This window comes from Williamsia sp. z34, assembly GCF_059553395.1.
Genome location: NZ_JCANWW010000003.1, coordinates 1 through 24,204, shown reverse-complemented (window position 1 = coordinate 24,204; position 24,204 = coordinate 1). Strand labels below are relative to the sequence as shown.

Annotated in this window: 22 protein-coding genes and 2 pseudogenes; 17 read left to right on the top strand and 7 right to left on the bottom strand. The window is 64.6% G+C overall.

Translation table 11 applies throughout. The features are described from left to right. The first annotated feature begins 222 nt into the window (after positions 1 to 222). From AC51GT_RS08750 to AC51GT_RS08740, 3 genes are read left to right on the top strand one after another with little or no spacing between them, the layout of a single operon-like run. The gene (locus AC51GT_RS08750; RefSeq protein ID WP_496328503.1) at positions 223 to 1,335 is read left to right on the top strand and encodes a Re/Si-specific NAD(P)(+) transhydrogenase subunit alpha; all 1,113 of its coding nucleotides are present in this window, start codon (positions 223 to 225) and stop codon (positions 1,333 to 1,335) included. 1 nt (position 1,336) lies between these two features. Then, positions 1,337 to 1,660, top strand: a complete 324-nt coding sequence (locus AC51GT_RS08745) for an NAD(P) transhydrogenase subunit alpha part 2 (protein WP_496328502.1) — start codon at positions 1,337 to 1,339, stop codon at positions 1,658 to 1,660. Then, complete coding sequence (locus AC51GT_RS08740; RefSeq protein ID WP_496328501.1) at positions 1,657 to 3,099, top strand: NAD(P)(+) transhydrogenase (Re/Si-specific) subunit beta; 1,443 nt, start codon at positions 1,657 to 1,659, stop codon at positions 3,097 to 3,099. Before AC51GT_RS08745 ends, AC51GT_RS08740 begins: the two co-directional genes overlap by 4 nt. Before the next feature lie 88 nt (positions 3,100 to 3,187). On the opposite strand, the gene AC51GT_RS08735 is transcribed toward AC51GT_RS08740, so the two are convergent. Genes AC51GT_RS08735 through AC51GT_RS08725 form a run of 3 tightly spaced genes read right to left on the bottom strand, consistent with a single transcriptional unit; the run spans position 3,188 to position 4,469 of the window. After that, complete coding sequence (locus AC51GT_RS08735) at positions 3,188 to 3,730, bottom strand: hypothetical protein (RefSeq protein WP_496328500.1); 543 nt, start codon at positions 3,728 to 3,730, stop codon at positions 3,188 to 3,190. Between the two features lie 36 nt (positions 3,731 to 3,766). Beyond that, a complete protein-coding gene (locus AC51GT_RS08730) occupies positions 3,767 to 4,252 on the bottom strand; it encodes a GreA/GreB family elongation factor (protein ID WP_496327455.1) in 486 nt (161 codons plus the stop codon). Positions 4,253 to 4,265: 13 nt separating this feature from the next. Further along, positions 4,266 to 4,469 carry a hypothetical protein gene (locus AC51GT_RS08725; protein ID WP_496327456.1) on the bottom strand — a complete coding sequence of 68 codons (204 nt, stop codon included), beginning with the start codon at positions 4,467 to 4,469 and terminating at the stop codon, positions 4,266 to 4,268. Positions 4,470 to 4,920: 451 nt separating this feature from the next. On the opposite strand from AC51GT_RS08725, the gene AC51GT_RS08720 reads away from it, so the two are divergent. The 3 genes from AC51GT_RS08720 to AC51GT_RS08710 all read left to right on the top strand — a co-directional run bounded on the left by AC51GT_RS08720 (position 4,921) and on the right by AC51GT_RS08710 (position 6,561). Continuing rightward, on the top strand, positions 4,921 to 5,088 hold the full coding sequence (locus AC51GT_RS08720; RefSeq protein WP_496328499.1) for a hypothetical protein: 168 nt from the start codon (positions 4,921 to 4,923) through the stop codon (positions 5,086 to 5,088). Beyond that, positions 5,081 to 5,479: a hypothetical protein gene (locus AC51GT_RS08715; RefSeq protein ID WP_496328498.1), complete on the top strand. Its 399-nt coding sequence runs from the start codon at positions 5,081 to 5,083 to the stop codon at positions 5,477 to 5,479. Before AC51GT_RS08720 ends, AC51GT_RS08715 begins: the two co-directional genes overlap by 8 nt. Positions 5,480 to 5,649: 170 nt before the next feature. After that, entirely contained in the window at positions 5,650 to 6,561 is a 912-nt protein-coding gene (locus tag AC51GT_RS08710) for a YdcF family protein (RefSeq protein WP_496328497.1), read from the top strand. 34 nt (positions 6,562 to 6,595) lie between these two features. Here the strand turns inward: AC51GT_RS08710 and AC51GT_RS08705 are convergent, their stop codons facing one another. Both AC51GT_RS08705 and AC51GT_RS08700 read right to left on the bottom strand, forming a co-directional pair. Continuing rightward, a complete protein-coding gene (locus AC51GT_RS08705) occupies positions 6,596 to 7,348 on the bottom strand; it encodes a metallophosphoesterase (RefSeq protein WP_496327459.1) in 753 nt (250 codons plus the stop codon). A gap of 121 nt (positions 7,349 to 7,469) precedes the next feature. Next, complete coding sequence (locus tag AC51GT_RS08700) at positions 7,470 to 9,812, bottom strand: ATP-dependent DNA ligase (protein WP_496327460.1); 2,343 nt, start codon at positions 9,810 to 9,812, stop codon at positions 7,470 to 7,472. Between the two features lie 62 nt (positions 9,813 to 9,874). On the opposite strand from AC51GT_RS08700, the gene ku reads away from it, so the two are divergent. From ku to AC51GT_RS08670, 6 genes and pseudogenes are all read left to right on the top strand, one after another. After that, on the top strand, positions 9,875 to 10,810 hold the full coding sequence (gene ku / locus AC51GT_RS08695; RefSeq protein ID WP_496327461.1) for a non-homologous end joining protein Ku: 936 nt from the start codon (positions 9,875 to 9,877) through the stop codon (positions 10,808 to 10,810). 86 nt (positions 10,811 to 10,896) lie between these two features. Then, positions 10,897 to 12,033 (top strand): annotated as a pseudogene (locus AC51GT_RS08690) (ABC transporter ATP-binding protein); the annotation flags it as partial. 291 nt (positions 12,034 to 12,324) lie between these two features. Then, positions 12,325 to 12,711, top strand: a pseudogene (locus AC51GT_RS08685) (ATP-binding cassette domain-containing protein); the annotation flags it as partial. Positions 12,712 to 12,750: 39 nt separating this feature from the next. Further along, positions 12,751 to 13,695 carry an energy-coupling factor transporter transmembrane component T family protein gene (locus AC51GT_RS08680; protein WP_496328815.1) on the top strand — a complete coding sequence of 315 codons (945 nt, stop codon included), beginning with the start codon at positions 12,751 to 12,753 and terminating at the stop codon, positions 13,693 to 13,695. Between the two features lie 61 nt (positions 13,696 to 13,756). After that, on the top strand, positions 13,757 to 15,262 hold the full coding sequence (locus tag AC51GT_RS08675) for a flavin-containing monooxygenase (protein WP_496328496.1): 1,506 nt from the start codon (positions 13,757 to 13,759) through the stop codon (positions 15,260 to 15,262). Positions 15,263 to 15,340: 78 nt separating this feature from the next. Further along, a complete protein-coding gene (locus AC51GT_RS08670) occupies positions 15,341 to 16,948 on the top strand; it encodes an FMN-binding glutamate synthase family protein (protein ID WP_496328495.1) in 1,608 nt (535 codons plus the stop codon). A gap of 30 nt (positions 16,949 to 16,978) precedes the next feature. Here AC51GT_RS08670 and AC51GT_RS08665 read toward each other — a convergent pair whose 3' ends face one another. Beyond that, positions 16,979 to 17,866, bottom strand: a complete 888-nt coding sequence (locus AC51GT_RS08665) for an enoyl-CoA hydratase/isomerase family protein (protein ID WP_496328814.1) — start codon at positions 17,864 to 17,866, stop codon at positions 16,979 to 16,981. A 272-nt stretch (positions 17,867 to 18,138) separates the two neighbouring features. Between AC51GT_RS08665 and AC51GT_RS08660 the strand changes: the two genes are divergently transcribed. Together AC51GT_RS08660 and AC51GT_RS08655 are read left to right on the top strand one after the other, a co-directional pair. Continuing rightward, complete coding sequence (locus AC51GT_RS08660; protein WP_496328494.1) at positions 18,139 to 19,218, top strand: ferritin-like domain-containing protein; 1,080 nt, start codon at positions 18,139 to 18,141, stop codon at positions 19,216 to 19,218. Positions 19,219 to 19,342: 124 nt separating this feature from the next. After that, positions 19,343 to 20,719 (top strand): MFS transporter, encoded by a 1,377-nt coding sequence (locus tag AC51GT_RS08655; RefSeq protein WP_496327466.1) that lies wholly within the window; start codon positions 19,343 to 19,345, stop codon positions 20,717 to 20,719. Here the strand turns inward: AC51GT_RS08655 and AC51GT_RS08650 are convergent. Continuing rightward, positions 20,657 to 21,565 (bottom strand): LysR family transcriptional regulator ArgP, encoded by a 909-nt coding sequence (locus AC51GT_RS08650; RefSeq protein ID WP_496328493.1) that lies wholly within the window; start codon positions 21,563 to 21,565, stop codon positions 20,657 to 20,659. The genes AC51GT_RS08655 and AC51GT_RS08650 overlap by 63 nt on opposite strands. 93 nt (positions 21,566 to 21,658) lie before the next feature. On the opposite strand from AC51GT_RS08650, the gene AC51GT_RS08645 reads away from it, so the two are divergent. The 3 genes from AC51GT_RS08645 (at position 21,659) to AC51GT_RS08635 (ending at position 24,184) form a co-directional block, all read left to right on the top strand. Next, positions 21,659 to 22,258, top strand: a complete 600-nt coding sequence (locus AC51GT_RS08645) for a LysE/ArgO family amino acid transporter (RefSeq protein WP_496328813.1) — start codon at positions 21,659 to 21,661, stop codon at positions 22,256 to 22,258. Positions 22,259 to 22,363: 105 nt separating this feature from the next. Then, positions 22,364 to 22,831, top strand: a complete 468-nt coding sequence (locus AC51GT_RS08640) for a DUF4334 domain-containing protein (protein ID WP_496328492.1) — start codon at positions 22,364 to 22,366, stop codon at positions 22,829 to 22,831. 297 nt (positions 22,832 to 23,128) lie between these two features. Next, complete coding sequence (locus tag AC51GT_RS08635; RefSeq protein WP_496323328.1) at positions 23,129 to 24,184, top strand: IS110 family RNA-guided transposase; 1,056 nt, start codon at positions 23,129 to 23,131, stop codon at positions 24,182 to 24,184. Positions 24,185 to 24,204: the final 20 nt, after the last annotated feature.

Below are 24,204 nucleotides of genomic sequence, written 5' to 3'. Positions count from 1 at the left end.
CGGTTAATTGCGGATAACTCGCTGTTCAAAAGCTTTTGGCGGGTACGAGTTCAGTTCTTGAACTGTGTTCAGTTGCATACCACCCCTGTCCTTTTGAGCATGCTATGTTCCAACGCAGTGATGTGGCGCACGTGAGTCGTGCGCCACATCGGCCATTTGTGGGCAGGCGTCGGACCGAGGTTCACCGACGAACCGCCCAACCCCATGACAAGGGAGCTTGAAATGAGTGTGGGTGTTGTGCGCGAAACGGCGGCGGGGGAACGCCGAGTCGCGCTGGTTCCGAAGGTCGCGGCCGCTTTGGTGAACAAGGGTGTGCCGGTGATCGTGGAGTCGGGCGCGGGTTTGGGTGCGTTGATTCCTGATGAGTTGTATGTCGAGGCCGGTGCGTCGATCGGCGATCCGTGGTCGGCTGAGGTGGTTGTGAAGGTTGCGCCGCCCACTGATGCCGAGATCGGCAGGTTGTCGTCGGGTTCGTCGTTGATCGGTTTTCTGAATCCGCGTGATGCCGAGAATCAGATCGGCGCTTTGAAGTCGGCGGGTGTGCAGGCCTTCGCTGTCGAGGCGATTCCACGTATCTCGCGGGCTCAGTCGATGGATGCGTTGTCCTCGCAGGCCAACGTCGCCGGCTATAAGGCGGTGATCTTGGCGGCTGAACGCTCGACCCGGTTTTTCCCGATGTTGACCACTGCTGCCGGGACGGTGAAGCCGGCCACGGTCCTGGTGCTCGGTGTGGGTGTGGCCGGGTTGCAGGCGCTGGCCACGGCCAAGCGTCTGGGTGCGCGGACCACCGGTTACGACGTGCGTCCGGAGGTGGCCGAGCAGGTCAAGTCCGTCGGCGGGCAGTGGCTCGATCTGGGGATCGACGCCGCCGGTGAGGGTGGATACGCCCGTGAGTTGACCGAAGACGAACGCGCACAACAACAGCAGGCTCTGGAAAACGCGATCAAGGGTTTTGACGTGGTCATCACGACCGCGTTGGTGCCGGGTCGCCCGGCGCCGCGTCTGGTGACCGCGGCGGCGGTGCAGGGCATGAAGCCGGGCAGTGTGGTGGTCGATCTGGCCGGTGAGACCGGTGGTAACTGTGAGTTGACCGAGCCGGGCCAGGAAGTCATCCGTCATGACGTGATGATCTGCTCGCCGTTGAATCTTCCGGCGGGTATGCCCGAGCATGCCTCGGAGCTGTATTCGAAGAACGTTCTTGCGTTGATCGAGTTGATGCTCGATGAGGGCGGCAAGATCGTCCCGGATTTCGATGATGAAATCCTCGCCGCGGCCTGTGTCACCCGCGAACCAGTGACAACCAATTCGGCTGGAGCCGGGAAGGCAGGTGCCTGATATGTATTCGGGTCTTCTCGCGAATATCGCGATTCTTGTACTGGCCGGCTTTGTTGGCTTCGCCGTCATCTCCAAGGTGCCCAACACCCTGCACACGCCGTTGATGTCGGGTACCAACGCCATTCACGGTGTGGTGGTGCTCGGTGCGTTGGTCGTGTTGGGCCGTTTGCCCGATGATGCCCCGTGGGGTGTGCGGATCATCGCGTTCATCGCGTTGATCTTCGGCACCCTCAACGTCGTCGGTGGGTTCTTGGTCACCGACCGGATGCTGGGAATGTTCAAAGGCAAAAAGGCGCCGGTCGCATCGCAGGGAGCTGACAAGTGAACAACCTGGTCAACATTCTTTATATCGTCGCGTTCTCGCTGTTCATTCTGGGTTTGTCGGGTCTGACCGGACCCAAGACCGCGGTGCGGGGCAACTGGATTGCTGCTGCCGGTATGGGTTTGGCGGTGATCGCCACGCTGATCGAGATCCGTGACACCTATGCGATCAACTGGATTTTGATCGTGGCCGGTCTGGCGATCGGTGTGATCTTGGGTGTGCCGCCGGCCAAGCGCACCAAGATGACCGCGATGCCGCAGCTGGTCGCGTTGTTCAACGGTGTCGGTGGCGGCACGGTCGCGTTGATCGCGTGGGCCGAGTTCATCGAGACGGCAGGGTTTTCCGAGTTCAAGCACGGTGAGTCCCCGACCATCCACATCGTGATCGGGTCGCTGTTCGCGGCGATCATCGGTTCGGTCTCGTTCTGGGGTTCGCTGATCGCGTTCCTCAAGCTGCAAGAGCTGATGAACAAGAACGTGGAGAAGGCATTCGTCCGCAACGCCAAGGTGTTCCAGGTTGCGAACATCGTGTTGTTGGTGGTGGCGATCGCGGCGTGTGTGTTCATCGGTGTCAACGCCAGCCCGGGTGAGGGTTCCTCGCAGTGGTGGATCGTGCTGGTGCTCGTCGCCGCCGGGATAATGGGCTTGTTTGTGGTGTTGCCGATCGGTGGCGCGGATATGCCGGTGGTCATCTCACTGCTCAACGCGTTGACCGGCCTGTCCGCTGCGGCAGCGGGTTTGGCGCTCAACAACACCGCGATGATCGTGGCCGGCATGATCGTCGGCGCCTCGGGTTCGATCCTGACCAACCTGATGGCCACCGCGATGAACCGGTCGATCCCGGCGATCGTGTTCGGATCGTTCGGTGGCGGCGGTGCGGCCGGGGCTGCGGGCCCGGCCGGCGAGCAGGGCACCGTCAAGGCCACCAGTGCCGCTGATGCCGCGATTCAGATGGCCTATGCCTCGCAGGTGATCGTGGTCCCCGGTTACGGGTTGGCGGTCGCGCAGGCTCAGCATGCGGTCAAGGACATGGCGAGCATCTTGGAGGAGAAGGGCGTCGAGGTGAAGTACGCCATTCACCCGGTCGCCGGCCGGATGCCCGGACACATGAATGTGCTGCTGGCCGAGGCTGATGTCGAGTACGACGCTATGAAGGAAATGGACGACATCAACGGCGAGTTCGCCCGTACCGATGTCACCCTGGTCATCGGCGCCAACGACGTCACCAACCCCGCCGCGCGTAACGATCCGTCGTCCCCGATCCACGGGATGCCGATCCTCAACGTCGATCAGTCCCGTTCGGTGATCGTCCTCAAACGCGGTATGGCCTCCGGGTATGCCGGCATCGACAACCCGTTGTTCACCGCACCGGGTACCTCGATGCTCTTCGGCGATGCCAAGAAGTCGGTCGGCCTGGTCATCGAGGAACTCAAGGCACTCTGAACCGCGGGGCCTGTGGTCCCACGCTCCACCCGAATTAGCACCGCCCACCTGAAATATCAGGTGGGCGGTGCAAATTCGGCCGGCGGAGTCACTCGTGGCGCACACCCTGGTGGGTGAAGTACCACGTCACCGCGGCGTTGACGGCCGTGGTGGCCGGGGTCGCAGCATCGACCACCATGTAGGTGATGGAGTTGATGGGCGCACCGTTCACGGCGCATTCGTACGCCATTCGGCGGCCGAGTTGCCTGGTCGCCCGAACCGCGGTTCGGGACGACGTCGGCCCCGACGTGTCGCAGAGCAGGAGCACGCGAAAACCGGGCACATCGCCGGCCGCGTCGATCACCGTCTCGGTGAGGCGGTCTTCCCATGCCTGGCGGGCTGCGTGCTCGCGCCAGCCGCGGAGCCAGCGCACTGATGGTGGTGGAGAGTCGATCGTGACCACGACGAGCGCATCGTCGTGCTCTGGGGTTCGCAGCTCACGAGGGTCCGAGGTGGAAGCCACGTCATGGCCGGACAACGCCGAACGCAGTGCGTCGCACAAGCGGCCGGGACGTCCCAACAGCAGAATCGGATCGTGCTTCCGCCGTTGTGCTCGGTTGACGTCGTGGTGGATCGGGGCCAAGGCCTGCATGGTGTGCCTCTTCGGGGTCGTGCTGATCTGGTCGGTTCAACCGGTGTACGGCGTGATCGCCAGAACTGTTGCGGTGCAGCGCTTGCCGTTGGGCAAGACATAGTGACAGTCGTCCTCGCGACGAGCGTTGTGGACGGCCCGTCCGAGCGGTGATTCGGGTGAACACACCTGCATCTTCCCGGTCTCGTGTTCTTCGGGCATCCCGAGGAGGAAGGTGTCGGTATCGGAGGAGTCGTGGTCGAACATGACTGTGACGATGGATCCGGGTTGCGCAGTCCCGTCGTCGACGGTGATGGTGGTGGCGGTGGCCAGCACGGTGTGTGTCCGTTCGATTCGGGTGTTGACCTGATCGAGCGTCGCGACCGCGCGGTGATAGGCGTCATTGTTGTCCAGATCGCCAAGGCGGCGTTGCTCGATCATCTCGGCGGAAGCCGCATCGCGTTCTCGATACAATTGTGCCACTTCATTTTCCAGACGCTCCCGGGTGGCAGCGCTGATCCAGTTCGGATCGGTGATGGTCATGTTTGGTTCTTTCTCACTCGTATGTGTTGCCGCGGCCGGAGGCCGCGGTCACCGGATGCCGAGGCGCTGGGCGAGCAGTGCTCAGGGCGCTGTACTGTTCGGCGATCGCGGCGCATGAGGCCTGGTCGATCCCGACGTTCAGGGTCAGGATCCAGGGAACGGACTCCTCGGTGGAGTCTCCGGTCGGTATCAGATCGACCAGGACCGTGTTGGCCATGCTCTCCAGCTTGTGGGTGGTCAACCGGCCGGCCGGGTCGTGAAACCCGAACCCGATGTCCAATGTCTGCGGATCTTCGGGTGGTGATTCGCCGTTCGATAGCGCCCATTGGTGGCGTAAAAGAACGGAATCAGCCGGTTGAAGAATCCGGTCGCGCTCGACTCGTGCGGGTAGCGCGGCCGCAACGATGTGGGCAGCGTGGTCAGAAAAGCGCGAAGCCCGCCGGGGTGTGGCACACACCCGGAATCGAACTTCCATCACTACCGCTTTCACGGCGCATCCTCACTCCTTCTGGAGATCTCCCTCGGTCCAATGGACTCTAGCCCATAAAAAAATAAAAGCCAGTCCGCCGGATCGTCGTGCGACCGAATCGCGAAATATGTTGCGTTGCAGTGCCTGAAGTCTCTCGGACGAACTTGACCTTTCCGGGTTCTGGGCTATGGTCTCGATTGTGAGCGACCCCCTGTGGGTCGTTGATGTGCGATGGACAAAGGAGATGTCGATGGCAACAGAAAAGAAGACCACGGCCAAGAAGAAACGCCTTGCAATGAAGGCGCAGCGCGAAAACAAAAGGACGATGGAAAGTGGCTCGACCATCCGGAAGCGTAAAAATGCCTGATGCCCCCGACCGTGAAAGAACGCTCACCCAGATGCTGACCGGACTGCACGAACACTTCTCTGCCACTGCTTGTGGGCCAGGGGAGTCGGAGGAGTATCGCCGCGGGCATGCGGCCGGGATGGGGTTTGTCCGACTGTGTGTGCTCGATCAACTCGCGGGCGCGTCGATAACCTCAGGCGCAGAACAGAACTCGGCCCGGCGTCACCGGCGGGAACTGGCGGCGCTGCGGGCCATCCGGGACCGTCTGGGTGAGGAATGCGGCGGCGCTGCACCGGCAGGTGTCGATGCCCACGGCGCGGGATACCGGGCCGGGATATCAACCGCCCGGGCATACATCGACCTCGCGCTCGACGCGATCGAGCTTCGCCGAGAGGGTATCGCGGTGGGTTGAACGGCCCCGCGTCAGCCGGGTGCGACCCCGCACCCGGCGTTTCGGGATTCGCCCCGGGTCACCAGCAGGTCAGGGGCGCATCCCCGGCGGTGTTATCGAGCTGAGACCGCTTGAATGTGGTGCCGTGGCAAAGACGGCCTATTGTGGCCAGTGTGACAAGTGGTGCGCGTGTGGCGCGAGTGAATAGAGCGCTGGTGGCTGCGGCCGCCGCGATCGGCGTGTCCACCGGAGCCGTCGCGCTGATCCCGACCGTCTTGAACCCACCGACCACGGTGTCACCGGTGATGGCCGGCATGGACACGGCGAATCTGTACAACACCGCCCAACTCCAATTTCGCCGCGGTGAGGTGCCGCTGGGACTCAACGCGCTCCGTCAGCTTCTGGTGGCCGCCCCGTCTGACACCGATGCGCTTGCATTGCAGGCGATCTGGTCGGATTACAGCGGTGATGCCCAGGCGACCCAGTCGGCGCTGGCCGTCTTGGCGACCTACGATCGGGCGCTGCAGGCACGTGTTCGCGAAGTGCTCTCGGGCATCGGCCGCGGGGTGCTCGTGGCGCCGAACCCGGTGCCGGGCCTGCACACCAAGGCGACCGGGATCGTGGTTCTCGGTGCCGGCCTGAACGCCGACGGAACCCCCACCGCTGAGACATCCGCGCGGCTGTTCGCCGCGTGGACGCAGGCGATCGTGGCCTACGAATCGCCGGTCATCATCTCCGGGGGTGCCAATGCCCGCGGGCAACGCGAGGCCGACGCGATGCGCACCTGGCTCGTCGACCGCGGAATCCCGGCCGCCCGTATCCATGTCGATTCGGCCGCCCATTCGCCGGCGCAGAGCGCGGTGGCCGGTGCGGCGATCGCCCGGCAGTTGGGCCTGGTGAACGTGGTGGTGGTGACCTCGCCGGATCAGGTACGTCGGGCTGCGGCCGGCCTCGTCGTCGCCGGGGTGCCGGTGGTGGCGGCGACCACGTCGACCCGGCACCTGGTCGGCAGCCTGTCGGTGCCCTCCAAGGTCGATCAGCGGAACATCTACGTGGACGCCACCGACATCCTCGGCCTGCCGTCGGACCGCATCAGGGCTTGAGGCCACAGTGCCGCGCGATCGTCGCGGCCAGGGACTACACGGAACGGAAGTGGCTGATCACACGGCCGTCGGCGTACGTGTGGAAGGCCAGGCCTGCGGGCTGTGTCTCATTGACCACGTCCGACCCCTCGAAGGGCAGATTGAGGGTGGAGGAGACTCCAGGGGCCACGCACAGCGGCCGTCCGGCAAAGGTGGTCACCGCGCCGGTGTGTGCGTGTCCGCACATGAACATGGTGATGTTCGGATGCCGTTCGACCAATGCGGCCAGCCGCTCTTCCCCGGTCTGCCGAATGGCGTCCATCATCGGCATCTGCAGGACGACCGGCGGATGGTGGAAGGCGACGAACACCGGAGTCCGTGGTCCGGCGGCGGATATCTGGTCGTCCATCCAGGCGAGGGTCTCGTCGGTCAGGTAGCCCCCGTTCTCGCCGGGGATGGAGCTGTCACAGACCAGGAACAACGTGTCGGCGATCGTCCGCGCGTAATTGAGCGGAGTGCCGGGGTCGGTACCGCGCAGGGCGGGTTCATCGATCAGGAAGGTCTGGTTGAAGTCGTCCCGGGAGTCGTGATTTCCCGGGCAGATCAGGGTCGGCAGGGGGCTGTGCAACGTCGCGCCTGCCTCTTTGTATTCGGAGGACAGGCCGTTGTCGGTGATGTCACCGGTGACCAGTAGTGCGTCGATGCCGCCGGCTCTGCAATTGATGTAATCGAGCACACCTTGGATCCGGTCGCGCTTTGCGGCGGTTCCGTTGAAGTGAAGATCGCTGATGTGCGCGACTACGAGCACGTGGACTCCTTTTGGTGCGGCCGTGGGTTCTCGCGGGGACGCAGGCGGCCATCCGAACCCGTAAATACCGTAGCTCGCTCGTCGATTACGGGCACGTGCAGCCGGGTCGACTTTCGTGCTCTCAGAGGTCCCCGGGTAGCTTGTCCCGGCGGATTCCACGCCAGGAGGGGTGACGTAGATGACCCGTGCTCGTCCAATCCATGAACCTCACATCGGCAACGAGTTTGGGCAGAACCCACACCGCGTCCCTCTCGACGGGTCGGTCGAGGTTGCCGATGAATGGTGAAGTCTTGCGGCGCAAGGGCTCCAGCTCGGCGAGGAGGGCGTCGAGCTGGGTATCGCTGAATCCGGTCCCGACCCGGCCGACATAACGCAGCCCGGTTTCCTCGGGCAGCCCCAACAGCAGGGAGCCGATCCGGTTGCTGCGGGCACCCTTGCCGGGCCGCCAGCCGCCGATCACGACCTCGATGTCGGTCCAGTTCTTCTGCTTGAGCCACGTTTTCGAACGACGGCCCTGCTGATAGGTGGAGTCCCGGCGTTTGGCGACAACACCTTCCCAGCCGCGATCCCGGCTCAGTTCGACGGCGTGCGAGCCCGGTCCGGGCAGCAGCGGGGGCAGTTGCACCGGTGCGCCGGACGAGAAGGCCTTCGCGATTTCTTCCAGGAGTTCGCGGCGATCCTCCCATTTGAGCTTCAGGAGCGAGGTGCCGTTGAGGTACAGGATGTCGAACAGGAGGAGTCTGATGTCGAGGTCCTCGGAGTTCTTGCGGCCGGCGAGTTGGGTGAAGTTGGTGCGTCCCTGCTCGTCGAACACCACCACCTCACCGTCGAGCACCACATCGAGTAGCCCCAGATCGTCGGCGACCGTGTGGATCTGGGGGAAGTCGGCGGTCATGTCGATGCCCGAGCGCGACGTCAATTGGAGCTTTCCGTCGATGTAGCGCAGCAGTATTCGGTAGCCATCCCATTTTCCCTCGAAAGCCCACTTGTCGTCGGTGAGGTGTTCGATGGTCTCATCGGTGGCGAGCATCGGCCGCGGATCACGCAGGCTGTCGGGCAGGATGGGGCGGGGTTCGTCGGACATCAGGTGCGCCAACCAGTTCTTGTCACCGGTCTTGATCAGCGCGTACCGGCCCTGGATGCGATCACCGTGCAGGCGGACGATGATCTCCTTGTCCCGCCACTTCTCGGTCTCGTAGGTACCGCGATCCCAGATCTCGACGTGCCCGCCGCCGTACTCCCCGGACGGGATGTCGCCGGCGAAGTCGGCGTAGTCGATCGGGTGATCCTCGGTCTGGACCGCGAGCCGATTCTTGTCACCTTCCAGCGGAAGGTTTTTCGGCACCGCCCAGGACACCAGGACACCGTCACGCTCGAGGCGGAAGTCGTAGTGCAGGCGGCGGGCGTGGTGTTCCTGGATCACGAACATGGGTTCTGCTCTGCGATCGGTATCGGAACGACTGTCCCCGAACGGCTCCGGTGTCTTGCGCTCGTCACGTTTGCGCCGGTACGCGCCGAGGTCCACCACCGGTGTGGCCGCCGGGGTCGGCGATGTCGGCAGCGGCTGTGCCGCCGACGTGTTCTCGAGTTCGGCCAGCAGGTCACCGTACTCATCGATGCGGTCGGCCATCTCGTCGAACAGGATGTGCCGGATGTCTTTGTCCTCCAGCTCTTCCCATAATCGCGGCGCAGCCACGCAGGGTTGATCGCGGCCACGCATCGAGTACGGGGCCAGGGTCGTCTTCGAGGCGCTGTTCTGGCTCCAATCGACGAACACCCGGCCGCCGCGTACCGATTTCGTCATCTGGGCGGTCACCCGATCGGGGCTCTCTGCCTGCAATCCGGTGGCGATCTGTTTGGCCACCTTGCGGGCGGAATCGGAGGAGATCGCCGACTCCAGGGTGAAATACACATGGATCCCCTTGGATCCGCTGGTCACCGGGAAACACGGCAGGCCGATGGCATCGAGCATCTCCCTGACCCGCAACGCCACCTTGGAGCAGTCGAACAGCGACACATCGGGTCCGGGGTCGAGGTCCAGGACAACACGATTGGTCATCCGATTGGCCTTGTAGGACGCGTCGGCACTGTCCGGGGGCAGGGTCCACTGGGGCACGTGCAATTCGAGGGCGGCCTGCTGTGCCAGCCAGACCAATTCGGCCCGGGACGACAGCACCGGGTACACCACGTCCCGGTCACTGTGCCCGAGCCGGGCCCGGCCGATCCATTTCGGGGCATGATCGGGCAGGTTCTTTTCGAAGAACGGTGTCGATTCGACGCCGTCGGGCCACCGTTTCCGGGTCACCGGACGGTCGCGGATGTGCGGCAGCATCACGTCGGCGATCATGCTGTAATACTCGATGACCTGGGCTTTGATGGTGCCGGTCGCAGGATAGATGACCTTGTCGAGGTGCGTGACCGCAATGTTGTGTCCGTCGACCTCGAGTGTCTCGCGCCTGGGCATGCCACGACTTTTCATCCCCCGAGGGGGCTGCGTCAACTGGTCGATACCGGCACAATGGCGGTATGCGTTCGATTTGGAAGGGTGATCTCAGCTTTGGCCTGGTGAATGTGCCGGTCAAGGTGTACTCCGCGACGGAGAGTCACGACCGGAAGTCCCACCAGGTCGACTCGAAGGACGGCACCCGCATCCGGTATCGCAAGGTCCGGGAGGGCACCGATGACGAGGTGGAGTTCTCGCAGATAGCCAACGCGTACGAGAGCGATGCCGGCGCGACCGTGGTCCTGACGAAGGACGACCTGTCGGAACTGCCGGTGCAGCGAAGTCCGGAGATCGCGATCACCGACTTCGTCCCGATCGACCAGGTCGACCCGATCTATTTCGACAAGCCCTACTATCTGGAGCCGGCGAGCAAGTCGCCCAAGGCCTACGCACTCATGCGGGAGGCACTCAAGGACACCGACCGGCTCGCCATCGCCACGTTCACACTGCGTAATCGCACCCGGCTGGCCGCGCTTCGGGTCGTCGGAAACGTCTTGACCCTGCAAACGCTGCTGTGGCCGGATGAAGTGCGCGAAGCATCATTTCCCTCGCTCGACGAATCGCCGGACCTCAAGCCGCAAGAACTCAAGATGGCCGCCTCGCTCATCGAGTCGATGTCGGGTGATTTCGACCCCACCCAATACGAGGACACCTATCAAGACGAGTTGAGCAAGCTCATCGAGGCGAAGGCCGAAGGGACCGAGGCATTCGTCTCGACCGAGACCTCGGACGAGGAGGAGGGCGACGACTCGGAGGTCGCCGATCTGCTCGCCGCATTGCGGGCGTCGGTGAAGGACCGCGGTGGTTCCGACGACGACGAGGACGGCGACTCCGAGAAGAAGGCGCCCGCCAAGAAAACCGCGGCCAAGAAGGCTCCGGCGAAGAAGGCCCCCGCCAAGAAAACTGCGGCCAAGAAGGCGCCCGCGAAGAAGACCGCCGCCAAGCGTAAGGCCAGTTGAGCCGAACGTCACGCGCTGCTTTCGGCCGCATCTGGCAATCTGGACGGATCGACCAACACGAACCGATCCCCGAACGCGGCGCCACCGTGCGTGCGCGTAAGAACGCGCGAACCGGACGCCGGGTCACCGCGGTGGAAATCGCGGAGGCCGCCGCCCTGGCCGACGTCGCCGCAGCCATCTGTGTGCTGAGCCGCGTCGTGCCGATCGGCGGGGCCGCCGTCCTGGTCGCGTCGGTACCGTTTGCCATCCTCTCCGGTCGCCGGCGGCTGCGGGTGAGTCTGCTCGGCGCGATGACGGGCTGGATCGTCGCGTTCCTCTTCGGCGGGGTGGCCGCGGCGAACCTGGTCGGATCGGCGGCGGTCTTCGGCATCCTGTCCGGGACGGCGCTGCGCCGCGGATGGAATTCGCCTCAAGTCGCGCTGAACACCTTTGTCTTCATCGCGATTCCGTCCGCCGCGATCGCCACCGGGATAATCGCCGCACTCAGTGACTACCGCGAGTTCATGTTCACCCAGATCCGCAACGGCTGGCGCGGCGCCGAACGGGTCATGAACAACGCCGGACTCGACGGCCTGACCGACGTCATCGGCCCGGTGATCTACTGGTGCATCGACTACTGGTGGATCGCGATTCCGGCTGTCGGCATGGCCGGGGTGACGGTGTCCGGGCTGGCGGTCTACGTCGTTCACCGGCACCCGTTGCCGCCGATGATCGCCCGGCTCGGTGCCCCGCATGTCGAGGAGAAACTCGACGAGTCCGGACCCGTCGCGCCGCTTCCGATGCGCCTGGACGGTGTGGGGGTCCAGTATCCGGGCGCACCGGTTCCGGCGATCTGGGACGTCTCGCTGCAGCTCGACGCCGGTGAGGTCGTGGCGGTCACCGGACCCAACGGCGTCGGCAAGTCGACGCTGGCGAAAGTGGTCGCCGGACGGGCACCCACCACCGGAACCGTCAGTCGCCCTGGTGCGGTCGGTCTGGGCAAGCCCGGTGGCACGGCTGTCATCAGCCAGCGGCCCGAGACCCAGGTGCTGGGCATGGTGGTCGCCGACGACCTGGCCTGGGGCAATCACGACCTCACCGAGGCGCAGATGAACAAGCTGCTCGACCGGGTGGGTCTGAGCGGGATGCTCTACCGCGAGACCAGCACCCTGTCGGGCGGACAGTTGCAACGCCTGGCGATCGCCGCCGCGTTGTCGCGGGAGCCGGCCGTTCTCATCAGCGACGAGTCGACCGCGATGATCGACCAGGAAGGCCGCACGTCGGTGATCGAGGTCTTCCGGGAACTGGCCGACGGCGGGGACACCGCCGTCCTGCAGATCACGCACGACGTCGACGAGGCCGCGCTGGCCGATCGTGAGATCGTGCTCGATTCGTCCCACCGCGAGGTATCCACCGAACTGCTCAACCCCAGCCGTCCGGTGGGTCACATCAACGGCGCCAACGTTGCGCTCTATGACGTCGGGTTCGCGCATGACGCGGGGACACCCTGGCACAACCAGATCTTCAGCGGCTTGAGCCTGCAGATCGCCGCGGGTTCGGCGGTATTGATCACCGGACCCAACGGGGCCGGGAAGTCCACGCTGGCAAGGGTTCTCACCGGGCTGCAGAAGCCGACGTCGGGCCAGGTGATGCTCGACGGTGAGCCGGTCCGCAACGGCCGCGAACATGCGCTGCTCGGATTCCAGTACTCGAGACTGCAACTCGTGCGGTCGCGGGTGCGGGCGGACATCAAAGATGCTGCAGGTGTCGACGATCTGGCAGTGAACGTCGCACTGATCGAGCTGGGACTCAATCCCGCGGTACTCGGTGACGCACTCATCGATCAGCTTTCGGTGGGCCAGCAGCGCCGGGTCGCACTCGCCGGGTTGCTGGCCTGCAAGCCGCGGCTGCTGGTGCTCGACGAGCCGCTGGCCGGCCTCGATACACCGGCCCGCGCGGCGATGGTCCGGGCATTGCGCCGGGTGAAGGCCTCGGGCACCACGTTGGTCGTCATCTCGCACGACATCGGCGAACTCGCCGACCTCGTCGACCGCACCGTGGTTGTCGACGAAGGCACGGTCGACGGAGCGCCGGTCAAGCCGGCGCCCGCCCCGGCGGAGGTGAAATCGACCGCCAATCTTGCCAATGTTGTTCGCGCGCTGCCACATTCCTCGCCGGCGCGGAAACTGTGGGTTGGTACGAAGTTGCTGACGCTGGCGGCCGTCGCGGTGATGTTCATGCTCGAACCGACCTGGCTCAGTGTCGGGGTCGGGGCGGGCATCGCTCTCGGTTGGACGCTGCTCGGCAAGGTTCCGCGCGCCGCACTGCCACGGTTGCCGAAGTGGCTGATCGGCATCACCCTGTTCGGAGGATGGATAACGGCCCTGGGCGGCGACGAACCGTACGTCACGGTCGGCGGGGTCGAGTTCGGGCTCGGCGGGGCGATCTACTGGGGCATCCTCATCTGCATGACGGTGCTGTCGCTCTACTGCGCACTGCTGTTCTGCTGGACGACACCGATGGTCGAAATACCTTCGTTTGCGCAACGATTGGTCGGTTGGGCGGCGCGCATCGGTATCCCGGCCCAGTCCGCCGCCATGTCGGTGGCCCTCGCGCTGCGATTGTGTCCGTTCATGATCAGTGACTTCCGGACTCTGTTGCAGACGATGTCGCAACGCAAACCCGACCATCGCCAGAGCCTGGGAGAGCAGATCAACGGCTGGATCGCCTGCCTGACGGTGGTCTGTTCGCTGGCGGTGCAGAACGGCCGGGAACTCGCGGCGGCCGTCGAAGCCCGTGGTGGAATCGGATCGGTGGCCCGATCTGATCGGAGTCCGAGACTTATCGACCTTCTGGTGCTTATCGTGGTGTTCGGATCGGTAGGCATGGTCGTCGCACTGGGTTGACCCCTCGGGTGAGCGGTGACGAGGATCGATCCGAAGTCGACGACGACTGGGAGATTTCCGTATGACCGCACAGTCAGCATCGGGCGTGCCCGACGAGGATGCCTTGTTCACCGACGTTCTGATCATCGGCGCGGGTTTGTCGGGTATCGGAGCCGCGTACCGCATCAAGGAACGAAACCCGGGACTGAGCTACGCAATTCTGGAGCAACGCAGCCGCATCGGTGGCACCTGGGACCTGTTCCGGTACCCGGGCATCCGTTCGGACAGTGACATCTTCACCCTCAGTTACCCCTTCGAGCCCTGGACGCGGCCGGAGGCCATCGCGGACGGTGAGCACATCCGCGACTACCTCACCGAGACCGCGCGGCGGCATCGGATCGACCAGCACATCACTTTCGACACCCGCGTCCGGTCGGCGGACTGGGACTCACAGACCGACACCTGGACCGTGCTCGCCGAACAGGACGGCGTCGACGTGACGTACAGCTGCCGCTTCCTGTTCTTCGGGACGGGCTACTACGACTACGACGAGGGGTACCGGCCGGTCTTTCCCGGTGAGGAGGAGTTCCGGGGCCGGATGATCCACCCGCAGTTCTGGCCGGACGACCTCGACCACGCGGGCAAGAAGGTGGTTGTCATCGGAAGTGGGGCCACGGCCATGACCCTGGTCCCGGCGCTGGCGGAAACGGCGGAGTCGGTGACGATGCTGCAACGTTCACCTACTTACGTCATCTCCGGACCAAGGGTGAACAGAGCTGCCAATGTCATTCGTAAAGTGCTGCCGCGCAAGGTGTCACATGCTCTCATCCGCTACTACTACGCCCTGTTCGCCTGGTTGCTCTTCCGGTTCTCGCGCCTCGCGCCGGGCACGATGGCAAAATTCCTGCGCAAGATGGCCGTCCGGAACCTGCCGGCCGGCTACGACGTCGACACCCATTTCAAGCCCAGCTACAACCCGTGGGATCAGCGGATGTGCTTGGTCCCTGAAGCCGATCTGTTCACGATGATCGCCGATGACCGGGCAAAAATGGTCACCGATCAGATCGCCTCGTTCGATGCCGACGGCATTGCACTTGTTTCGGGTGGACACCTCGACGCAGACATCATCGTGACGGCCACCGGACTTCAGCTGCAAGCACTCGGGGGCGTCCGGATCGGCGTCGACGGCGCAGAGGTCAAACTCAACGACAGGTTCGTCTACAAGGGCCATCTCATCGAAGACGTACCCAATCTCGGCTGGAGTGTCGGTTACACCAACGCGTCGTGGACCCTGCGCTCCGACATGACCGCACAGTCGGTGGCCAAGTTGTTGGCGCACATGGGCGCGAACGGCTACACGCACGCCTATCCCCACCGTGGTGATGAAGCGCTCAGCGAGATCCCGGCGTTCAATCTGCAAGCCGGATATGTCCTGCGGGCACGCCATGTGCTGCCCAAATCAGGAACCAGCCGGCCCTGGCATGTCCGCCACAACTATGTCCTGGACGCGATCGATCACCGGTTCGACCGGATCGAAGAAGCGATGGTGTTCGGCAGGGTCGGCGCGGAAGAGGCGATCGAGGCCTGACGGGGACGGGTTATTGCGTTCCTGGTGGCGAACGTGAGGTGGTCAAACCTGCTGGCACACCACGGCTAAGCTCCACCCATGGTGAAGTTCAATGTGCTCCTGGGGTTGGTGGCTGCGGCTGGTGTGCTCACGCTGGCGGCCGCGGTCAACCGGCACACCGTGTGGTGGTTTGCGGTTGCGATCGTGGTCATCGTTTTGCTGGTTGCCGTCTATGACGTTCTTCAGAAGCAGCATTCGATACTTCGCAATTATCCGGTGATCGGGCACATGCGATTCATGCTCGAATCGATCCGACCCGAGTTGCAGCAGTATTTCATCGAACGGAACTATGACGGCCGTCCATACGACCGCAATGTCAGGTCGTTGATCTACCAGCGTGCCAAGGGATTACACGCCGAGGCGGCATTCGGTACCGAACGCGAGATCACTGAACCGGGCTACGACTACTTGCTGCACTCGATGGCGCCGGTGCCGATGGCCCAGACCATCCCGACCGTGCGTCTCGGCGGACCGCAGTGCACCCAGCCTTATGACGCACCGCTTTTCAACATTTCGTCGATGAGTTTTGGCGCGCTGTCGGCCAATGCCGTTCGAGCGATGAACAAGGGCGCGGCGCTCGGTGGCTTCCTCCACGAGACCGGCGAGGGCGGATTGACGACGCACCATCTCGAATACGGTGCACCACTGGTCTGGGAGATCGGTTCGGGATACTTCGGTTGCCGCACCCCGGAAGGCAGGTTCGACCCAAAACGCTTTGCCGAGAAGGCATCTCTGCCCACCGTGAAGGCAATCCTGATCAAACTGAGTCAGGGTGCCAAGCCCGGACTCGGCGGGGTGTTGCCGGGCGCGAAGGTCACCGCGGCGATCGCCGAGGCGCGCGGTGTCCAGCCGGGTGTCACCGTGATCAGTCCGCCGGCACACAGCGAGTTCTCCAATCCGATCGAATTGATGCACTTCGTGGCGGAGCTTCGCCGGCTCTCCGGTGGAAAGCCGGTGGGGTTCAAGCTCTGCGTGGGCACCCGGACCGATGTGCTCGCGCTGTGCAAGGCGATGCTGCGCACCGGGATCCTGCCCGACTTCATCACAATCGACGGGGCCGAGGGCGGTACCGGTGCGGCGCCCCCGGAGTTCGCCGATCATGTCGGTACCCCGCTGAATCTGGGCCTGATGATGATGCACAACGCGTTGGTGGGCACCGGGTTGCGGGGGCAGGTCAAGATCGGCGCGGCAGGCAAGATCGCGGGCGGCACCGACATCGTGAAAGCTCTCGCGCTCGGCGCCGACTTCACCAACGCCGCACGCGCCATGATGATGGCGGTCGGTTGTATCCAGGCGCAGGCGTGTCACACCAACCAGTGCCCGGTGGGAGTGGCCACCCAGGACGCCCGCCGAGCGCGGGCGCTCGATGTCGAGGACAAGGGCGATCGGGTCTTCAATTACCAACGCGCAACGGTCGAGTCGGCGAAGCAGTTGCTGGCCGCGATGGGTTTGACCAGCTTCGATGATCTCGGGCCTGCCGTGGTGATGCGGCGGGTCGGTCACTCGACGGCGGAGTCGTTCGAGGATCTGTTCGAGTGGCTGGACGAAGGGGAGCTGATCCGCGGCACCGAGCGTGCCGAATGGGAACGCGACTGGCAGCGCGCCGACCCGGAATCCTTTGCGGTGCCGAAGATCAGGACGGCTTAGAGCCTGGGCTCGATGCGGATTCGGTGGCAGCTAGGCGCTGATCTCGTCGATCAGGCCCCAGTCCAAAGCCGTTGTGGCACTGATCTGGTGGCCACTCAGCACCAGGTATGCGGTTCGCCAGCGGCCGATGCGTCGTGGGATGCTGACCGTACCGCCGGCGCCGGGTATCAGCCCGAGGGTGAGTTCCGGGAGTCCGAACACGGTGTCGGGATGCGCGGTCACGTGCCCACAGACCGCCGCCATCTCCAGTCCGCTGCCCATCGTGGCGCCGTGGGTGTAGGCGCGCAGGTTCACCCCGAGCCGATCGCGCAGCGTGTTGAGCAACAGCGCCGGACTGAAACGGGTGCGGGCCAGGTGGGCCGCCGCCGGGTCGGAGAAGGTGCCGAACTCCGTGAGATCTCCTCCGCTACAAAATGATTTACCGTTCCCGCGGAACTCGACCGCGGTGACCGTCGGATCGCTCAGGGCGACGGTGAGGCCGTCGATCAGGCCGGCGCGCAGGGTGTTGCTGAACGCGTTGTGCCGCTTGGGCTGATTGAGGGTGACGACGACGACGTCGCCGATCCGGTCGACGACGACGGGCTGCGGTGGATCGGCCAGACTGCGTGGTCCCTGCTCGGCCAGCCAACCGCCGAACTCACCTCCGGCCTGCAGCGTCGAGTAGGCCAGCGACTCGGTCATCAACCCGGCGAAGGTACTGATGCCCGTCTCACCGGCCCGCAACACATCGTCACAGACCGCCGCCGAGACCGGCCGGTCGGTCAGTCGTTGTGTCAATGCGGCGATCGTCGCCGGTATCGAGTCGACCGTGACGAACCGGCGATCGCGGGCCGCCGCCTCGGTGAGGGTGAAGGTCGAGCGCCCGACCAGCCGTTCGGCCTCATCGGAGAGTGAGCCGCCGGTCGAATCGACGGCTATCAGGCATCCGGGGACGGGTTCCTCGGTCGATGTGCGCGGATCGGCCAGATCGACGAAGACCGGGCCCCAGTGTTCCGACGCTGCGGGCCCCGATACCTCGTACAATTCGGACACGCAATCTCCTTGTCTGGCGGCCATCTGATCGGTCTCACCGTACTGCGAGGTCAGAAGCGGTATGTGATCTGGCTCTCGCATCGTTTATCCGACGGGGTTACGGGTACGCCTGTCCCGGACGCTCAATATCGATGACCATCCAATCAGAGGAGACGGATATGAGCCTTTCCACGAGCACTCTGCGCAACCAGCTGCGGACGTTGTTGACCCTGACCAATACCGAGATCCAGGTGGCAGAAACCCGAATCGGGCAGGCTCGTACAGAAGCCGTGCGCCGGGAGCTGTCCCAGAACGCCGCGAATGCCCGAGTTCGCGCCGTCGCCATCGAGAAGGCAATCCGCGAACTCGGCGGACTCCCCGACCTGCTGCGTCCGGTTCTGGGCCGGTTGACGGCCACTGCCAAGGCCGTTGCCGAACAGGTCCAGCCTCTTGATGAGGCATTGCTCGGCGACCTCGCCCTCGAGCATCAGCTGCTCGACCGGGCGAAGTATGTGAAGGCGCTGGCCACCTCGGAGAGTCAGCCCGAGATCGTTTCACTCGCCGAGCGGCTGATCGTCGCCCACCAGGCAACCGTCGACTGGATCACCACACTGCTTGCCGAAGAGGCCATCGGCGGTCCGGTGGCATTGCGCCGGGGCCCGTTGCAGGCCGCAAGTGGAACAGCGCTACGAGTCGCCGGTATCCCCGCCACACTCACCGCGCGTGGCGCCGAACGCGTTGTCGACGTGCTTCGCAGTGCGCCAACCCGATTCGGGGGATTTGTCGACAGGACTCAGGAGTCCGGTGAGGCCGTACTCAAGCTGGCCACGGAAGCCGGCCAGGGTGCCGTCGGCCGGCTGAGCTCCACCGGTGATGCGGCCGCCAAACAGGTGACCGAGGCCGCCGAGCGCGCCGCCGACATCGGAAAGACCGCCCGCAAGACCGCTCGGGCAAGCCGGGATGCGGCGCTCGATGCCGCCGAGGACACTGCCCGGGCACAGGGCGCCGTCAACGCAGCAGAGGCGGTGCACGCGGTCCGCGAGGCCGCCGGGGTGGTCGATCCGGCCGACCTGCCGATCGACGACTACGACTCACTGAACGTCAACGCTGTGCTCGTCCAGCTCCGGGAACTCACCGAACCTGCTGACATCCGGACGGTCCTGGCCTATGAAGAAGCGCACAAGAACCGTCAGGGCGTCGTGTCCGCAGCCCAGACCCGCCTTGCTGCCATCGCGCAGGAAGTCATCGGTGTGAACTGACCTGATCGGTAGGGCACATCCGGCCACACCTCGCCGTCACCGTCATCCGGTGGCGGCGAGTTCGTGTGTCGGCCGCGAGGAAAACATTGGCGTACGACGTACCCGATCGGGCACAGTTGGTGCGGTGACCGCACCATCTGGCCTGCCTCGGGCGCTCAAGCCCTTCGCGCATCCGCAGTATCGTCTGCTGTGCGCGGGTCTGGTGCTGGCGATGTTCGCGGACGGGATCTGGACGGTCGGGGTCGTCTGGCAGGTCATCGGGATGGGCGGTGGCCCGGGTCAGTTGTCGCTTGTCACCGCGGTGGCCGCCGTCGGCATGGTCGCCTCGACACTGCTCGGTGGTGTGCTGGCCGACCGGATGTCCAAGCGCACCATCCTGGTCGCGCTGGAGGTGGTCAAACTCATCGCCATCGGCGGGGTGGGTGTACTCGCACTGACCGGCACGATCGCGCTGTGGCACCTGGTGCTGGTGTCGCTGATCGGCGGTATCACCACCGGAATCTATTACCCGACATACTCGGCAATGATCCCGTCGTTGGTTCCGCGAGAAGAGCTGATGGCGGCCAACGGGATCGAAGGCGTGTTGCGGCCCACCATCTTCCAGGCAGCCGGACCGGCCCTGGCCGGTGGACTCATCGCGGTGTCCTCGCCCGGGGCGGCCATAGTCGGCTCGGCGGTGGCATCGGCGCTGTCGGGCGGTTTCTACCTTCTGATGCGTCCCACACCGGCGACTCACGAACCTCGCGCGAAAGCCGACCTGGTGCGCGGGACCGTCACCGACATCGCCGAGGGCTTCGGCTACATGTGGCGCACACCCTGGCTGCTGGCGACACTGTTGTACTCGCTGGTCCTGGTGCTGATGGTGATGGGACCGATCGAGGTGCTCGTGCCGTTCGCCATCAAGGACCGCGCGGGTGGGGATGCCGGTGACCATGCGATCGTGTTGGCGGCCTTCGGATTCGGCGCCGGACTGGGTGCGATCATCCTGGCCTCCATGCCGATGCCCCGGCGGTATCTGTCGGTGATGTTCGTGATCTGGGGGCTGTGTTCGGTGCCGTTGGTCGCGATCGGGCTCGCCACCGAACTCTGGGTCTTCGTTGTCGCCGCCTTCGTTCTCGGCATGGCGTTCGATGGGCCGATGGTCTTGTGGGGCACGCTGTTACAGCGGCGGGTTCCCCCACATATGCTCGGCCGGATCTCCAGTCTGGATTTCTTCGTCTCGATAGCGCTGATGCCGGTGTCGATGGCCATTGCCGCGCCGGTCAGTGAGTGGATCGGACTGACGGCGACGTTTGTCATCGCCGGTCTGGTGCCGGTCCCACTGGCCGCGATCGCGTTCTTTGCCTTCCGTCTGCGCGACGACGAGATCGCGAACCCGCTGCGTGACACCCCGAGCATCGAAGAGCTGGTGCCGGCGGGTGCCGGGCCCGGGACGCCCTCAGATCAGGAAACGGCGGGCGCTCGCCTGGATCAACCGGGTCAGATCGTTGATGATCGGTGATCCCAATTTCCAGTACTGCCAGAACAACTGGATGTCGACATGGTGATTGCCCAGCTTCTTGACGGTCCCGGCGGCGAGCGCGGGCTCGATCTGCGCGGCGGGCACCGCGCCCCAACCGGCCCCCAGCTCGACCGCGCGGTGGTATTCGACCGAGGCGGGCACGTAGGTCACCGGTGGGTCGACATGCTTGCGGGTGAGTCGATGGAGGAGATCGAGCTGGATGGTGTCCTTGCGGTCGAAGGAGACCATCGGTGCCCGGGCCAGGTCGGCGGCCCGCAGACCGTTCGGTAGCCAGGTGGCGATGAACTCGGTGGTGGCGACCGGCAGGTAACGCATGGTGCCCAGCGGCAGCACCGTGCACCCGCGGACGGGTCGAGGATCCGACGTGATCGCCCCGACCGCCTGACCGGCCCGCAGGAATCCGGTGGAGTGGCTCTCGTCGTCGCGCAGCACCTCGACGGCCACCGGATGTGTCTGCTGGATCTGCGCGACGACGGGTAGCAGCCAGACGGAGATCGAGTCGGCGTTGGCGGCGATGGGCAGATGTATCCGCGGTACATCGCGCCAGTCTTTGTGGCCTGCTTCTGGTTTTCCTTCGAGGCCGGCGGCCGCCTCTTGCCGGAGCAGTTCCCATTGCGCGGCCAGACGCAGCAGGATCTCGCCGTCCGGCGTGGCCCGGACCGGTTTGGTGCGCTGGACCAGGACGACTCCGGCGGCGTTCTCGAGTGCCTTCATCCGCTGGCTCACCGCGGAGGGCGTCAGATGTAAGGCCGCCGCCGCGGCGTCGAAGGTGCCCTCGCGAACCACCGCGGCCAGTGTCTGGAGGCCCTCACTGCTGATGTCCATCATCAGTCATTCTAATGGTTCTTGAAAAACATTCGCTGGATTCAACTAGGTCGGCGACCTAGCGTTGGTCGGGTGAGTGTTGTGGTGCCCGCGATGGCGGGCTTGTTGACCGGCGCCGGCCTGATCATCGCGATCGGTGCGCAGAACGTCTTTGTGCTGCGTCAGGGGATCAGACGGGAGCACGTGATGTCGGTGGTGGCGATCTGCACCGTGTCGGACGTGGTGCTGATCCTCGCGGGCGTGGCCGGACTCGGTGCCGTGGTCGCGGCGTATCCCCAGGTCGTCGACATTGCGACGGTGGCAGGCGGTGCCTACCTGCTGGCGTTGGCGGCGCTGGCTGCGCGCCGGGTGATGCGCCCCGGTGCGATGGAGGTTGCCGGTGGCGCTGCGGCTGCGGGGCGGTGGGCGGCGGTGGGCACCGCGCTCGCATTGACCTGGCTCAATCCACACGTCTACCTCGACACCGTCATCACGTTGGGTGCCGTGGCCAACAGCCACGGTTCGCAGAGCAAATGGGTGTTCGCCGCCGGCGCCTGCGTGGCGTCGTTGCTCTGGTTCGCAGCGTTGGGATTCGGATCGTCGCGCCTGGCACCGCTGTTTGCCAGGCCCCGCGCGTGGCAACTGCTCGACGTGGTGGTCGCGGCGGTGATGGGAACGCTCGGGACGGTGCTGATACTCAGCGCGGCATTCTGAGATGGCCATGGATACGGCCAAATATTTCGTGGCCGGCGAGTCTCTGATTACTGTCGTTCTCAGAGTCCGCCGGATCCGGGATCGTCGACGTGTAGTGAGGTGCAGATGAACAACGACAAAGCTGTCGCCACGTTCTTTGAACTCAAGGAGAGCCAGGCGGTCAGTGATCCCGCGCTGCTCGACGACCTGTGGGCCGGTCTGGAACCGATCGGTCGGGATTTCATGCTCGGTGCCTGGTCGGGCGGCGAACTGCCCAGTGGCCACGCCATGGACGGCCAACTCGAACTGGTCAATTGGCATGGAAAGACGTTCGACAGCTACCACGACGTGAAGCCGTTGGTCTGCCGCGACGAGGACGGGAATCTGTACTCGAACAAAGAACTCGGAAAGGGCGAGGCCAGCCTGTGGGTGGTGGAATTCCGCGGTGAGACCACGGCGTCGATGGTCTACGACGGTCAACCCGTCATCGACCACTTCAAAAAGGTCGACGACACCCACGTCATGGGCATCATGAATGGCAAGACCAGCCTCGTGCGGGACAAGCACTTCTACTTCTACCTCGTCCGCGAGTGACGGCTGGGCGACGGACCGGGGCAGCACCCCCACCCCGATGATGTGCCCTCAGTGTGACTCTTGTGTTGCCGCCTGAGCGGTGGTTGGGTCCTGGTCACCTGGTGTTTGGCTCTTGATGTGCCTGCCGGCATCGCATTGATGCGCATGTCTGGTCTTGCAAAAGTTATGCCAACACCAGGTGGGAAGGACCGGCCGATGTGGCTTGATAGGAGCGTGGCAACGCCCCCAACTGAGGATTGCCCACCGACCGGCCCAACCGTCCCTGGTCCCTGTTTCTGAAATCAGGAGGCAACCACCATGGTTGTAGTTGGAGTCGATGTACACAAGAGCTCACACACATTTGTTGCCGTCGATCCCGTCGGCAAAAAGCTAGGCCAACTCACCGCCCCGGCCACCACCGCCGGCCATCATGCCGCGATGCGATGGGCCCACACCCAGTTCGGTACCGACCTGCTCTGGGGCATCGAAGACTGCCGACAGATGTCGACCCGCCTCGAACGCGACCTACTCACCGCCGGCCAGACCGCCGTGCGGGTACCCACCAAAATGATGGCCCACACCCGTGCCTCGGCACGTACCCGCGGCAAATCAGATCCCATCGACGCTCTGGCCGTCGCGCGGGCAGTGCTGCGCGAACCGAACCTGCCCGCCGCCGGCGCCGACCCCCGATCCCGCGAGATACGTCTACTAGTCGATCGACGCGAAGTGTTTGTCGCACAACGCACCTCAACAATCAACCGACTGCTGTGGCGAGTCCATGAAATCAACCCCGCCTACGCCCCCAAACCACGCTCGCTGAGCATGCACAAACACCAACAGATCCTCGCCGCACAGCTGGCCACCGAGACCGGACTGCTGGCCGACATCGCCCGCGAAGAACTCGACGAGATCATCTCCCTGACCACCCGGATCAACACCACGGCCACCGAGATCGGCAAACGAGTCCGCGAACTGGTTCCCTCGCTACTACAGCTACCCGGCTGCGGGGAACTCACCGCAGCCAAAATCGTCGGCGAAACCGCCGGCATCGCCCGCTTCCACTCGGCCGACGCCTACGCCAACTACGCCGGCACCGCCCCCATCCCGGTCTGGTCCGGCAACACCGCCGGCCGCGTCCGGCTACCGCGCTGCGGCAACCGACAACTCACCACCGCCCTGCACCGCATCGCCCTGACCCAAACCCGACTCGAAGACAGCGACGGCTACACCTACTACCGCAAACGCCGCGCCGCCGGCGACTCCACCACCGCAGCCCTCCGAGCACTCCGACGCCGCCTGGTCCGCACCGTCTATCAACGCCTGATCACCGACACTGCGCCCCAACCACGAGCCATTCAGACCGCCGCCGCTTGACATAGGAGCAACTTTTGGCG